A 13,632-nucleotide genomic window follows, 5' to 3' on the forward strand; every position below is an offset into this window, starting at 1 on the left:
CACTATTCTCCGATACCAGATTGCACGACATTGATTTGCACATGAACAGCAACGTCTACATTAGGGTACATTTCTTGAATTTGTTTTATAGTCCATTTTCTTGAATGACTACGAATTTCTTCTCGTATACCTATTGGATCAATTTTTTTTTCTTGGAATTGTTTTATTAATTCGTTTAAATGTTTCTCAAGCGTTTTTTCTACATGTTTTTTTACGTAAGTTACATTTTCGTTCTTAGATAAATCAAGCCAGTCGGGAGCATTTTTTATGAGTCCATTTAATTTTAAGTGAATGTTAACTTTCGGAATATCACCGTTTTGCGAAAGAGAACAAACACTTTTTCCAGATAAGTTTTGAGTAGCGATCAATCCTTTATGCTTACCTTGACGTATTGGAACTTCGTAGCGACCATTTTTCGTTGGGTTAATAAGTAATTTTAATAAAAAAGATTCTTTTTTATCGGTGTACATAACCACTTTATCCTTTTTTAAAAAAGCGAGTCCTTTAATGGAAGCGGACTTGTCTTCATCAACTTTAATATAAGGAAGAAATGGATCGCATCCTGATGAATAAAAGTTATATAAAAAAATATTTAAAGCTGTCCGCGGGATTGTCTCGTTTTTTATATTTTGCTCCAGTAAATCAGATAGATAAAGTGATCCATTTGTTTTAACATGTTTAAGTAATTCTTCTGCTGAACCATCTACCAGTGCTAGCTGTACATCGCGGCCAATGTTAGGGTCACGTTGTAAGTTGTTAATAACATCTCCAATTCCACGTTCACCAAATGCTTTCCCAAATAGGACAACACGCATTTGACCTATAGCGATCGTATGTGGCGATTTTGCGTTTAGAAGGGACGATATAGTTTCAATTGTACCTGCATGAGTTGATTGAGTTTCTGGTTTCGATTGTACTCCTTTTGTGTAATCGGGATATAAAATTGTCCCGCGAAATTTTTTATCTTTCATTATATCGAATCCACCTACGTGAATCATTCGCTGTGTATCAACTATATTTGTTTCTGTACAACCAGATTGAAAAATTAAAATGATAATGGAAAAGCATAATAAAATATTTTTCATTTCTCTTCACCGTCACGTTTTTCTTTCGCTTTGTTTGGGTCATAGCGCCATTTCTTTTTTGGTCTCAGAAAAGAGGCACGCCCAGCAGTTTGACTAAACGGCAAACGAAGGAGTCCTTCTGCTGTCCCTAAACCGCGGAATGGATATAAAGGTAATAAATAAGGTGATCCGAGTGATTTAAGGCGAATTAAATGAGCTAATATGAATACAAATCCGACGATGAGACCAACGCCACCAAACGCTCCAGCTAAAATGATAAGAGGAAATCGTAATATCCGGATTGTAGAAGACATTTTTACTGTCGGTGTTGTAAAAGAAGCAAGCGCAGATAATGCAACCGCAATTAATAAAATCGTACTCGTTAAAGCAGCTTCAACAGATGCTTGCCCAATTACAATTCCTCCAACAATACCAATTGTTTGGCCGACTTTAGTCGGTAAGCGTGCTCCAGCTTCACGCAGTAATTCAATTGTAATTTCTAAAAAAAGAGCTTCCAAAACAGGTGGAAATGGTACATTGGCTCTAGAATAAATAATAGGGCCAAGTAAATCTGCAGGAATCATTTGATAATGATATGTTAATACAGCTGTGTAAATAGCTGAAGAAAATAGAGAGAAAGCTGCTCCAAAAAAACGAACTAATCTAAGAAATGAGCCTGCAATCCATGGTAAATAATAATCTTCTGGCGAGACGAAGAAATCAAGTAACGTCGCTGGTCCAGCTAATGCGTAAGGTGAACCGTCTGTTAAAATAACAACGCCTCCATTCAGTAATGCGTACACCGAGCGGTCTAGCCGCTCTGTAGGTAGTAAAACAGGGAAGGGTGAGTTACTATTATCGCTAATAAACTGTTCAATCATAGTTGCATCAAAAGGAACATCAAAGTCAACGTCTTGTAAGCGCTGCATTGCAGTATTGATGTGTTGTTCATTTGTAATGCCTTCGATGTAAGCAACTATAACCTTTGTTTTTGATATAGAGCCAACTATAACTTCTTTGAAAACTAATTGCTCTGTTACTATATTTCGGCGAAGTAAGTGTGTATTTGTATCAATATTTTCAACAAATCCGACTTTTGGACCGATTACACTATATTCATTTTCGGTATCGTTATATAATCGTGTACCTAAAACTGAACTTTCAGCACGAATAAGTGCATATTCTGCTGCTTGGGAATCGTTTGTTATCTGTATGAGTACATACCCAACTAATAATTTTTCACGAATATCATCAATAGAAGGACTGGTGATGATCCCTTCGAGTGTAACGATATTTGCTATGTCACTTATATTTTCAATGCGATCTAATTCTCTTTTTATAGGTGTTAAAATGAATCGATTAATGAGGAGTGATTCAGCTGTAGATTTATAATAAAACAAACATAGTGTCCCATCTTCTACGATGTTATAAGAAACGAAATCACTAGATTCTTTCATAGTGAGGATAAACTCTGGAATGGAACAGATTGTTTTTTTCTTCTTTTTAGACGATAAACGAAACACTTTCTCACCCCTTACTACATCATTTGTTTATGTTAGTTTTTGGGAAAGACGGGAATTTATACTTCAAAGTTGAAAGTTCATAAAGAAAAGGAAGAGCAGTGAATACCTCTTCCTTTTTTGCGTGTTAATTTGTTTGCTTCTCTTTAATAGACTTCACTAATTTAATCATCTCTGCTCGTATATCTTCTCTTTTAACATTTAATTTTTCCGCGATTTGTTTAATATCCATACCGTCTTTTTTCATTTTTAGTACATCATCAAGAGGGGTATTACTTTTTTGAGAGATGATTGTTAATACCGTGAGCTGACGTAAGCCGATATTATATTCTTTCATTTTTTGTTTTAGTCCATCTGGTGTGGATTTTTGCATAGTTGCTAATTGTTGCAGTAATGCTTTTTTTGTTTCTTTATTCATATGATGCTTTTTAAGCTTACTTGGATCTACACCGAAATGTTGTGCGGTTTTCTCCCAGGATTTATTTTGCTTATAGTAAGCTAAAACGTCCTTAGTTTCTTTTTTGCTGATTCTTGCAATGTGGGCAGCTTTCCAAATTTCATGTTTATTATAGCCGAGTTTTTCGAGCGACTGCATTTCTTCTTCTGAAATAGGTTTATGATGATGCATTGCAACTTCCTTTGGCGTGGTAGCAGAAGCAGGGAAGGTAGATACCCCGCATAATAATGCGGCCATAGTCATACTTACTGCGATTTTTTTGTACATGTAAACTCCTCCTAGATGGATAATGTGGAAAACTTTACACATATCATTTCCATAAAATGTGAAAAACTTGTGAACAAGCTAAGTTTTTTTATTCACAGTAGAAAAAGAAGTTTTTTGTATGTTTTCCAACATAAAACATTGATTAATTGTGAAAAACTAGGTTATAATCGAAATTGAAAATCAATATCAATAACAAACTTATACATATAGATGAAAAATAAGGGAGAGAAAAATATGACTACATATACTTCCATCGCAAATGTTATTAAAGAAAGACGATCTGTTCGTACATTTACAGATAAAGCAGTAGACAAAGAATTATTAATTGAACTATTAAACGATGCAACGTGGGCACCAAATCATAAACACCGTGAGCCATGGAATTGTAAATTATACATTGGGGACGGCCGTAAGAAATTAGTAGATGCGGTATTAAACTCTTTCACAGAAGAAGAAAGAGCGAAACGCGGTAAAATTTTATCTGATCGTTTCTTAAGCACACCTGCACAAATCGTTGTATATATGAATGAAGATCCGCGTCAAATTCAGCGTGACGAAGATTACGCTGCAACATGCGCATTTATGCAAAACTTCCAATTGCTTGCTTGGGAACGCGGCTTAGGCTGTGTTTGGAAATCAGGTGGATTAAACTATAATCCATTATTTATAGAAGGAATCGGTTTAACAAGAGGCCAACGTATCGTTGGAATTCTTCATATTGGTTATTTCGAAAAAGCGCCAGAAGGAAAAGCTCGTACACCGATTACGGAGAAGATGGAGATTATTGAAGATTAATAGATGAGACATTCTCGTTTTTACGAGGGTGTCTTTTTATTATGCAATCAATCCTCATGAAAGCTTGTTCCCCATCATACACTTTCTTAAGGGAAAGTGTAAGGAGGGAAAATAATGAGAGCAAGTGACGATAAAGCACTGCAATATGCGATTGCGGAAATTACGGAAATTGCGACTGGATTTGGGCTTGATTTTTATCCGATGCGTTATGAAATATGTCCAGCGGAAATTATTTATACATTTGGTGCATATGGGATGCCGACAAGGTTTTCACATTGGAGTTTTGGAAAACAATTTTTCAGAATGAAATTACAATACGATTTAGGACTTAGTAAAATATACGAACTCGTTATTAACTCTGATCCATGTTACGCATTTTTATTGGATACGAACTCTTTAATCCAAAACAAATTAATTGTAGCACACGTTTTAGCACACTGTGACTTCTTCAAAAATAATATTCGTTTTTCAAATACGAAGCGGGATATGGTAGAGAGTATGGCCGCAACAGCGGACCGTGTGAAAGCGTATGAGCATAAGTACGGAAAGGCAGAGGTAGAAACATTTTTAGATGCCGTACTTGCCATTCAAGAGCATATTGATCCGTCGCTTATGCGTCCGAAACTTGCATGGAGTATTGATGATTTAGAAGAGGAAGAAGTGGAAAAGAAAAAAGCATCACAATACGATGATTTATGGAATTTAGATGATCGAAATAAAAAGAGGGAACGATCGAATATACGCAAAAAGAAGAAGATTCCACCGCAACCAGAGAAAGATTTACTACTCTTTATTGAAGAATATAGCCGTGAGCTTGAAGATTGGCAGCGAGACATATTAACGATGATGCGTGAGGAAATGTTATATTTCTGGCCACAGCTTGAAACAAAGATCATGAACGAGGGCTGGGCTTCCTACTGGCATCAACGTATACTGCGTGAAATGGACTTAACATCTGATGAAGCAATCGAATTCGCAAAATTAAATGCAGGTGTCGTTCAGCCATCAAAAACAAGCATTAACCCATACTACCTCGGTATTAAAATGTTTGAAGATATTGAAGAACGCTACAACAACCCGACAGAAGAAATGAAAAGGCGTGGTGTGAAGCCTGGTTCTGGTCGAGAGAAAATGTTTGAAGTACGCGAAATTGAATGGGACGTATCATTCCTAAGAAACTACTTAAATAAAGAACTCGTAATGAGAGAAGATATGTACTTATTCCAGCGCCAAGGAAAAGAATATAAAGTAATTGATAAAGAATGGGAACATGTACGTGATCAGCTCGTAAATATGCGGACAAATGGTGGATTCCCGTACTTAGTAGTAGAAGATGGAGACTACTTAAAGAACGGAGAATTATACATTAAACATAGTTACGAAGGAATCGAGCTCGATTTAAAATACTTAGAAAAAGTATTGCCATATCTTCATCAGTTGTGGGGAAGAACGGTGCATATGGAGTCCATTGTGGAGAGTAAGGGCGTTGTGTTTTCTTATGATGGGAAGATGGTGCATCGGAAATATGTGTGATGGAAAGAACGGACATAGCATGCTATGTCCGTTCTTTTTATTTGGAGCAAAGTTAAATATGCTATTCTTGAAGAAAGGGAGTTACATAGAGAAATGGAGCGATTCAAATGAGCAAAGTAGGGGTATGTAAGGTGGATATTACGCCACCTGTAGGTATTGATTTTGTCGGATATCATAGAGAGACAGGAATAAATAATATTGAAGAGCGTATTTACGGGACAATCTTTGTATTTGAAAAAGATGAAATGAAAACTGTGTTTATAAGTATTGATAATATTGGAATGTTAGTAGAGGCTACGAATTTTATTCGTGAGCAAGTAGCAAGTAGGCTTCATGTGCCATTTGAGCGAATAACGGTTGTTTATACTCATACGCATTCCGGTCCAGAAACGGTCGGTGATGATCCGCTAGTACAGTCGTATAAAACGCTTTTAGTAAATAATGTAGTACACGGTGCTGTTACTGCGAATAACAATTTGAAGCTATGTGAAGTTGGATGGAGTGTTACGACAGGTAATATTGGAGTAAACCGAAGAGAGAGAACATCTGATGGAAAAGCGAAGATGGGAACGAATATAGAGGGTGTTGTAGATAAGCGAATTGGGATGTTAGCAATAAGAGATGTTGAAACGAAGGAGTTATCTGGAGTTGTAATATTTTGTACTGCCCATCCGAACGTTTTAAAAGGTGATAGTGATGTATTGTCAGCAGATTATCCGGGGATGACGAGAGAGCTTCTTGAGAAAATAGTAAACTGCCCAGTTATTATTGTTCAAGGTGCTGCTGGAAATGTGAATGCGAAGTATCGCGGTTCAAGGGAAGCATTAAACCAAATGGCTTACATGCTTAGTGGACATGTATTAACGATGTTGCCAACAGTTACATATAGCCCAATTGTAAATGTAAGGACAGTTTCAAGTACTATGCAAATGAAGTTGAAGGATATTCCTGAAATTGATGAGATACAAAAAATGGCCCAACTAGCTGAGAAGCAGTGGGGTGTGAATGCGGATGAATGGCTTGCTATCGTTTTAGAGAAATATGAGCAAGGTATGCGGCGGTTAAGTATTGATTTAGAAGTGCAACTGTTTCAAGTTAATGATGGGATTTTCTCTGGCATACCGATGGAACCTTTTTCAGAAACTGCCCTAGAAATGAAAGAGATTCTTCAAAATGAATTAGCTTTCTTTGGTGGATATATGAATGGATATATTGGTTATTTACCAACGAAGGAAGAATTCTCATATGGTGGGTATGAAGTGGAATTAAGCCCTGTTGTGTATGGACCGGTTACGAATTTATTGATGCCACCGGAGGAGAATACTGCGGAGTTGGTTGTGAAGAGAGTTATGGAATTATATAACGCGTAAAAAATATATTCAGTAGAATAAAATTTAAAGAAATTCATGATTTTTAATACAGCTATAGAAAAACGAATCCATTTTGAAGAAGATGAATCAAAATGGATTCGTTTTTTGTTTACCAGACAGGTCGTATATTTGATGATAATTTCTCTGTATTTTCTTTAGTAACGAATGTTGTCAAATCTTCTTTTAGCATTTGCATTCGTTCTGTACCTATGTTTTCAATCCATCGCTGCTCTATTTCAGCTACTATTTCTTCTTTTGCCTTCATTACTGCTAAACCACGTTCGGTTAAAACAATGATTTTACCCCTTTTATCAGTAGGGTGTGTTTTACGTGTAACGTAGCCACTATTCTCAAGAGAATCCACCATTTTACTTACAGCTTGTTTGGAAACCCCTAAATATTCAGCTAGTTCTATACCAGTTGCCCCATTAGGGAGGATGCGTTTGAACATAAAACCATGTGCTGGCCTAATATCTTCAAATCCTAATTCACTTAATTTGTCATGTAGCTCAGTAATTAATGTGCTAAATGATAATGATAAAAGCGATGTAAGATCTAACTCGTTAAATGTTTGATCCATATATATAACCTCCGCACTTGTAGTCAATTAAGTTGACTATATGTAATGCTTATTGTACTATACATAATACAGTCAATCAAATTGACTATATTATGTTGGTAGAACAAATAATGATTTATATAATATAGAATCGATGGAGGTTTCACATGGTTAATATCGTTAAAATTAGAGGGAGTGTATTTGCACCGTATGTTTCGCTGAAACCTATTCAGGATCCTGCAACGGGAAGAGTTTTTGAATATGCTGGAGATGCACGTGAGTTTACACCATACGCTGTGAATACAAAGCGTTCAAGATTAGAACAAGAAGTGAATATTGATTTTTATAAAAGAGAAATTTTCACATATGCAGATGCTTGTATCGTCACTGTGAAAATTACAAATCCAGATGGCTCAATTGAGTATCAAAAAGGAGAAACAAGTACAGAAAACATTGTATGTACAAATATTGTATGGAGTGAAGATGAAGTTTCGTTTGAAATGAGAGCAAGTGCAAGCAATCCGTTAAATGCGGCAGCACCTGCAGCTGATTATTTTTTGACTATACGAGTTAATGAACGTGGCGCTGTGCACGTTGAAGGTTTACATGATGGTTTCCCTTGCTATGAATTTTATAAACAAGTAGATTTTGGTTCGTTTGAATTGATATACACACATGATTTCAGAAAAACGGATGATACCCCAGCAGCACTAGCTGGAGAGATGGAATATAGCTTTAAAACGATAATCTAGCTGTAAATATAGCGCTATTTTTCAGAAGGAAGTAGTAAGCGTAAAAGAGAAAGCTATTGATTATGGGAGCGATATTGTGATCTGTTTTACTCAATATTATGCAGTATCTAAAATAAAATTATAGAGGTGTATCTTATGACTAATATCGTAAAAATTAGAGCGAGTGTATTTATTCCAATGCCTTGGACGGAAGCTAAGAAGGATATGGAAACAGGAAAAGCAATCCAATTCGAAGGTGATTCACGTGAATTTACACCACATACGGTAAATACTATGCGCTCTAGAGTTGAGCAAGAGGTTGTAGTGGATTTTTATAAAGAAGAAGTGTTTTCATATGCAAATACGGGTATTACGACAGAGAAGGTTACAAATCCAGATGGTTCTGTGAGTAAAAGAACAGGGAAAGCAAGTACAGAAAATATTGTGTGCACTGATATCACATGGAATTCTGAAGGTGTGCAATTCAAAATGAGTGCGAGTGCAAGTAATCCATTAAATGTATATGCACCTCCTGTGGATTATGTATTAAATGTATGTGTGAAACAGGATGGTAGTATTGATATTCAAGGAGAGCATGATGGATTCCCTTGTTTTGAATTTTATAAGCAAGTAGATTTCGGTTCATTTGAAAAAATATATACACATGATTTTAGAGAAACTGGTGATACAGCTGCAGCGTTAGGTGGCGATATGGATTATCTTTTTACAAAGAGTTTATAAGGAATAAGGTAGAGTAGACCACTTAACCGCTAGAAGGCTGAGAAACAAACATCCCCCTTTACAATATACCCTAAAGGGTATATGATGTTATACAAGGTTATAAAGTAATATATAATATAGCTATAATTACGGAGGTGGTCTACAGTGGAATACAATCAAGATATGAAAAATAGATTAAAACGTATTGAAGGCCAAGTGCGCGGTGTGCTTCGTATGATGGAAGAAGGAAAAGATTGCCGAGAGGTTATTACACAGTTAACGGCATCTCGTTCTGCATTAGATCGTACAATTGGATTAGTTGTTGGAACAAATTTAGAGCAATGTTTGCGTGAACAGTTTGAAAGTGGCAATGGTTCAAATGAAGAGTTAATTAAAGAAGCCGTTCAATTACTTGTAAAAAGCCGATAATCTGTCAAACATAAGTGTTGACAGATTTTCAAAAACGTTTTAGTATACCCCTACAGGTATAAGTATATTAAATATGGAGGAATCGATAATGAGTATAAAAGTGGATATGAGTTTAGATTGTAAAGGTTTGGCTTGTCCGATGCCTCTTGTAAAGACGAAGAAGGCGATGGAAGGATTGGCATCAGGGCAAGTGATTGAAATTGAGGCAACAGATAAAGGATCTACGGTAGATATACAAAGTTGGGCGAATAAAATAGGGCATCAATATATCGGGACGAAACATGAGGGTGCTATATTGATGCATTATGTGAGGAAAGCGCATGAACATGAAGTGAACGAAGTTGTGAAATATCCTCATACAATTACGAATGCGGAATTACAGGATATATTATCTCACGGAGAAGAGTGCATTGTATTAGATGTTCGTGAAGCAGCAGAATTTGCTTTTGGTCATATTCCATCTGCTATTTCGGTGCCACTAGGTGAACTAGACAGTACATCGTTAGATCAGACGAAGCAAATTTATGTTGTTTGCCGAACTGGTAACCGCAGTGATGTAGCTTGCCAAATGTTGAAAGAGAAAGGTTTTTCAAATGTGAAAAATGTCATTCCTGGTATGTTAGGGTGGCAAGGAAATGTGGAGAAATAAAATTTTTTAAACGAAAATATACCTATGGGGGTAATTAAATGGACATTAAGATGTTACAAGCAAAAGATGTTGCAGAGAAAGTTTTATTCGGAGAGTTGTTTATTTTAGATGTTCGTAATGAGACGGATTATGAAGATTGGAAAATTGAAGGGAAACAAGTATCTTCTATTAATAAACCTTATTTTGACTTGTTAGATGGTGTAGACCATATTGTAGATGAATTACCGAGAGAGAAAGAGATTTTAGTCGTATGTGCAAAAGAAGGTTCTTCGCAGTTTGTCGCGGAGCAATTGTTGGATGCTGGCTTCAACGATGTTTCCTATTTAGCTGGTGGGATGAAAGCTTGGAGTGAATATGTAAAGCCGCTCAAAGTAGGAGATGTACAGGGCGGAGGGAGTATATATCAATTTAATCGTCTTGGAAAAGGCTGTTTATCTTATATGGTCGTTTCTAACGGTGAAGCAGCAGTTATTGATGCAGTAAGAACGATTGAATCATATGAGGAGTTTGCGAAAGAGCATGGAGTTACTATTACGAATGTAATGGATACACATTTACATGCAGACCATATTTCTGGCGGTCGTAAGTTAGCTGAAAAAGTAGGTGGTACGTATTGGTTACCTCCAAAAGATGCGGAGGAAGTCGTTTTCTTATACGAACCACTTGTAGAAGGATCTGTTATTACGGTAGGGGGTACCAAAATCGAAATTGATGCGCTATACTCACCGGGGCATACGATTGGGAGTACATCATTTATTGTAGATAATTCCTATTTATTATCGGGCGATATTTTATTTGTAGATTCAATCGGGCGTCCAGATCTTGCTGGTAAGGCTGAAGATTGGGTGAGCGATTTACGAAATACATTATATAAGCGCTATAAGGAATTATCTCAAGAGTTAATTGTTTTACCAGCTCATTATTCAAAAATAAGTGAAATGGATGAAAATGGGGTTGTGAGTGCTAATTTAAAACAATTGTTTGAAGTGAATGCAGGGTTAAATATGAAAGATGAGAATGAATTTCGCAAAATTGTAACGGAGAATCTACCACCTCAGCCGAATGCTTATCAAGAAATTCGTCAAACGAATATGGGGAAAATTCATCCGAGTGTGGAAGAAGAACGTGAAATGGAGATTGGTCCAAACCGCTGTGCAGTTCATAATTAATAACAAATTGGAGGAATAGATGATGAATATAAAACAAGTTTTAGATGCGAAAGATTTAGCATGTCCAATGCCAATTGTAAGAACGAAAAGAGCGATGGATACTTTACAATCGGGCGAAGTGTTAGAAGTACATGTAACGGATAAAGGGTCAATTAAGGATATTCCAGCGTGGGCAAACAAAACTGGTCATGACATCGTAAAGCATGCAGAAGAAAGCGATGTACTAAAGTTTTGGATTAAGAAGGCGTAGTAAAGAAATAACTTTATAAATGTAGAGAGGGAGTTATATGAACACAATAGTAAGTACGCTTTTCGTTGTATTGGCTGCATGGTTTGTTATTTCACGGTTCTTACCGGTGAAAGGTGTTCAAAATATAAATGGAAAAGAATTAAAAAGTATAGTGGGAAAACAGGGGAAGTACTTTATCGATGTTCGTACAGTAGGCGAATATAGAGGGAACCATATGAAGGGCTTTCAGAATATCCCGCTAAATGAGTTAGTTAGTAAGGCAAATCAATTAAATAAGAATAAGGAAGTAATCGTTATTTGTCAGAGCGGGATGAGAGGTAAGCAAGCAGCAAAAGTATTAAAGAAATTAGGATTTCAGCGCATTATAAATGTTTCAGGTGGTATGAACGCTTTGTAAGGAAAGGAATATTAAGATGAAAGAAATTACAGCGAGAGAAGTAGAGGAAAGATTGTTACGAAATGAAGAGATACATGTAATTGATGTTCGTGAAGTGGAAGAAGTGAGGGAAGGGAAAATTCCAGGCGTGCTTCATATTAGGTTAGGCTTACTAGAGTTTCGAATGCATGAGCTTGATAAAAATAATGAATACATTATCGTTTGTCGCTCGGGAGGAAGAAGTGCAAGAGCAGTTCAATTTTTAGAAGGTTACGGTTTTCAAGCGATCAATATGGTAGGAGGTATGTTAGCTTGGGAAGGTAAAGTCTTATAGCATAGAGATAAAAGATTTGAGCCTTTTTATAAACAATTAAATACCCCTATAGGTAATTTAGAGGAGGAACAACATGGAACAACAGAAGAAAACGACAATCGTGTTATTTAGCGGAGATTATGATAAAGCGATGGCTGCCTATATTATTGCAAATGGTGCAGCGACTTATGATCAAGAAGTGACTATATTTCATACTTTTTGGGGGTTGAATGCTCTTAGAAAAGATGAGCATGTGAAAGTAAAGAAGACTTTTATAGAGAAAGTATTTGGGAAGATGATGCCGCGTGGTGCCGATAAGATGGGATTATCCAAAATGAATTTTGCTGGCATGGGGCCGAAGATGATTAAAGGCATTATGAAAAAACATAACGCAATGCCTTTGCCGGATTTAATTGATTTGGCGAAAGAACAAGGAATTAAACTTGTAGCTTGTCAAATGACAGTAGATTTATTAGGGTTAAAAGAGGAAGAGATTATGGAAGGGGTAGAGTTTGCTGGGGTAGGAGCATATTTAGCAGATGCTTCGGATGGGAATGTAAACTTATTCATTTAAATCACCTTCTTTTAAGAAGGCGGGGGATGTAAGGTGAGCTTAGTCGTATTACTTTTTATAATTGGTTTTATAGGATCGTTTATATCAGGAATGGTTGGGATTGGCGGCGCGATTATTAATTATCCGATGATCTTATACATTCCAGTATTGCTAGGGTTTACTGGTTATACTGCACATGAGGTGAGCGGTATTACAGCGGTACAAGTATTCTTTGCAACTTTTGCAGGTGCGTGGGCATACCGAAAAAGTAATGATATGAATAAAACGTTAGTTATGTATATGGGAGCCAGTATATTAATAGGAAGCTTCATAGGGAGTTTCGGTGCTAACATATTAGAGGAACATACAGTGAATGTTGTTTATGCAGCATTAGCTACAATTGCAGCTATTATGATGTTTGTACCGAAACAAAATAATAGTGGAGACGTGAAGTATAATAAATGGTTAGCGAGCTTGTTAGCGTTCGTTGTAGGGGGAGCTTCAGGCATTATAGGAGCTGGAGGTTCGTTCCTTTTAGTTCCCATTATGCTAGTTATTTTAAAATTACCACTGCGCATGACGATCGCAACATCTATCGCTATTACGTTTATTTCCTCAATAGGAATTACTACAGGAAAAGTGATTACTGGGCAAGTAGTTATCATTCCAGCTCTAATTATTGCGGTTGCAAGTATATTTGCTGCGCCACTTGGAGCACGAGTCGGGAAGAGGCTAAATCAAAAAGTACTGCAATATGTATTGTCCACTTTAATTGTAGGAACTGCTGTTAAAATGTGGGTTGATATGATATCGAAGTAAAAGGATGGTGCTGCTTGCAGCCCATCCTTTTGTTTTGTGGGTAGTAAAACGTCACTGA

17 protein-coding genes are annotated in these 13,632 nt (G+C 36.5%); 13 read left to right on the top strand and 4 right to left on the bottom strand.

Annotated elements, in window-relative coordinates; translation table 11 throughout:
* Positions 1-2: 2 nt before the first annotated feature.
* The 3 genes from gerYC to BTOYO_RS17380 all read right to left on the bottom strand — a co-directional run bounded on the left by gerYC (position 3) and on the right by BTOYO_RS17380 (position 3,308).
* Positions 3-1,085, bottom strand: a complete 1,083-nt coding sequence (gene gerYC, locus BTOYO_RS17370; protein WP_000789833.1) for a spore germination protein GerYC — start codon at positions 1,083-1,085, stop codon at positions 3-5.
* Positions 1,082-2,587, bottom strand: a complete 1,506-nt coding sequence (locus BTOYO_RS17375) for a spore germination protein (RefSeq protein ID WP_000489316.1) — start codon at positions 2,585-2,587, stop codon at positions 1,082-1,084. Before BTOYO_RS17375 ends, gerYC begins: the two co-directional genes overlap by 4 nt.
* A 124-nt stretch (positions 2,588-2,711) precedes the next feature.
* The gene (locus BTOYO_RS17380; RefSeq protein ID WP_000276987.1) at positions 2,712-3,308 is read right to left on the bottom strand and encodes a hypothetical protein; all 597 of its coding nucleotides are present in this window, start codon (positions 3,306-3,308) and stop codon (positions 2,712-2,714) included.
* A gap of 234 nt (positions 3,309-3,542) precedes the next feature.
* On the opposite strand from BTOYO_RS17380, the gene BTOYO_RS17385 reads away from it, so the two are divergent.
* From BTOYO_RS17385 to BTOYO_RS17395, 3 genes are all read left to right on the top strand, one after another.
* The gene (locus BTOYO_RS17385; protein WP_002093832.1) at positions 3,543-4,103 is read left to right on the top strand and encodes a nitroreductase family protein; all 561 of its coding nucleotides are present in this window, start codon (positions 3,543-3,545) and stop codon (positions 4,101-4,103) included.
* Positions 4,104-4,217: 114 nt separating this feature from the next.
* Positions 4,218-5,636 (top strand): stage V sporulation protein SpoVR, encoded by a 1,419-nt coding sequence (gene spoVR / locus BTOYO_RS17390; RefSeq protein WP_001202697.1) that lies wholly within the window; start codon positions 4,218-4,220, stop codon positions 5,634-5,636.
* Positions 5,637-5,743: 107 nt separating this feature from the next.
* A complete protein-coding gene (locus BTOYO_RS17395; RefSeq protein WP_002038026.1) occupies positions 5,744-7,006 on the top strand; it encodes a neutral/alkaline non-lysosomal ceramidase N-terminal domain-containing protein in 1,263 nt (420 codons plus the stop codon).
* Between the two features lie 109 nt (positions 7,007-7,115).
* Here BTOYO_RS17395 and BTOYO_RS17400 read toward each other — a convergent pair whose 3' ends face one another.
* Complete coding sequence (locus tag BTOYO_RS17400; protein WP_000372894.1) at positions 7,116-7,586, bottom strand: MarR family winged helix-turn-helix transcriptional regulator; 471 nt, start codon at positions 7,584-7,586, stop codon at positions 7,116-7,118.
* A 146-nt stretch (positions 7,587-7,732) separates the two neighbouring features.
* Between BTOYO_RS17400 and BTOYO_RS17405 the strand changes: the two genes are divergently transcribed.
* The 10 genes from BTOYO_RS17405 to BTOYO_RS17450 all read left to right on the top strand — a co-directional run bounded on the left by BTOYO_RS17405 (position 7,733) and on the right by BTOYO_RS17450 (position 13,574).
* On the top strand, positions 7,733-8,317 hold the full coding sequence (locus BTOYO_RS17405; RefSeq protein WP_000247271.1) for a DUF3238 domain-containing protein: 585 nt from the start codon (positions 7,733-7,735) through the stop codon (positions 8,315-8,317).
* Between the two features lie 135 nt (positions 8,318-8,452).
* A complete protein-coding gene (locus tag BTOYO_RS17410; protein WP_000182095.1) occupies positions 8,453-9,037 on the top strand; it encodes a DUF3238 domain-containing protein in 585 nt (194 codons plus the stop codon).
* A gap of 144 nt (positions 9,038-9,181) precedes the next feature.
* Positions 9,182-9,445, top strand: coding sequence for a metal-sensitive transcriptional regulator (locus BTOYO_RS17415; protein WP_000456206.1), 264 nt, complete (start codon positions 9,182-9,184; stop codon positions 9,443-9,445).
* A gap of 73 nt (positions 9,446-9,518) precedes the next feature.
* A complete protein-coding gene (locus tag BTOYO_RS17420; RefSeq protein WP_002038025.1) occupies positions 9,519-10,094 on the top strand; it encodes a sulfurtransferase TusA family protein in 576 nt (191 codons plus the stop codon).
* Between the two features lie 38 nt (positions 10,095-10,132).
* Positions 10,133-11,263, top strand: a complete 1,131-nt coding sequence (locus BTOYO_RS17425) for an MBL fold metallo-hydrolase (protein WP_000351926.1) — start codon at positions 10,133-10,135, stop codon at positions 11,261-11,263.
* A 19-nt stretch (positions 11,264-11,282) separates the two neighbouring features.
* Complete coding sequence (locus tag BTOYO_RS17430) at positions 11,283-11,513, top strand: sulfurtransferase TusA family protein (protein WP_002038023.1); 231 nt, start codon at positions 11,283-11,285, stop codon at positions 11,511-11,513.
* Between the two features lie 37 nt (positions 11,514-11,550).
* Positions 11,551-11,910 carry a rhodanese-like domain-containing protein gene (locus tag BTOYO_RS17435; protein ID WP_001092540.1) on the top strand — a complete coding sequence of 120 codons (360 nt, stop codon included), beginning with the start codon at positions 11,551-11,553 and terminating at the stop codon, positions 11,908-11,910.
* A gap of 16 nt (positions 11,911-11,926) precedes the next feature.
* Positions 11,927-12,223 carry a rhodanese-like domain-containing protein gene (locus BTOYO_RS17440; protein WP_000659150.1) on the top strand — a complete coding sequence of 99 codons (297 nt, stop codon included), beginning with the start codon at positions 11,927-11,929 and terminating at the stop codon, positions 12,221-12,223.
* 73 nt (positions 12,224-12,296) lie between these two features.
* Complete coding sequence (locus BTOYO_RS17445) at positions 12,297-12,776, top strand: DsrE/DsrF/DrsH-like family protein (RefSeq protein WP_000437748.1); 480 nt, start codon at positions 12,297-12,299, stop codon at positions 12,774-12,776.
* A 33-nt stretch (positions 12,777-12,809) separates the two neighbouring features.
* The gene (locus BTOYO_RS17450; RefSeq protein ID WP_000060730.1) at positions 12,810-13,574 is read left to right on the top strand and encodes a sulfite exporter TauE/SafE family protein; all 765 of its coding nucleotides are present in this window, start codon (positions 12,810-12,812) and stop codon (positions 13,572-13,574) included.
* The last annotated feature ends 58 nt before the right edge of the window (positions 13,575-13,632 follow it).

The sequence above is a fragment of the Bacillus toyonensis BCT-7112 genome (assembly GCF_000496285.1).
Classification (GTDB): domain Bacteria; phylum Bacillota; class Bacilli; order Bacillales; family Bacillaceae_G; genus Bacillus_A; species Bacillus_A toyonensis.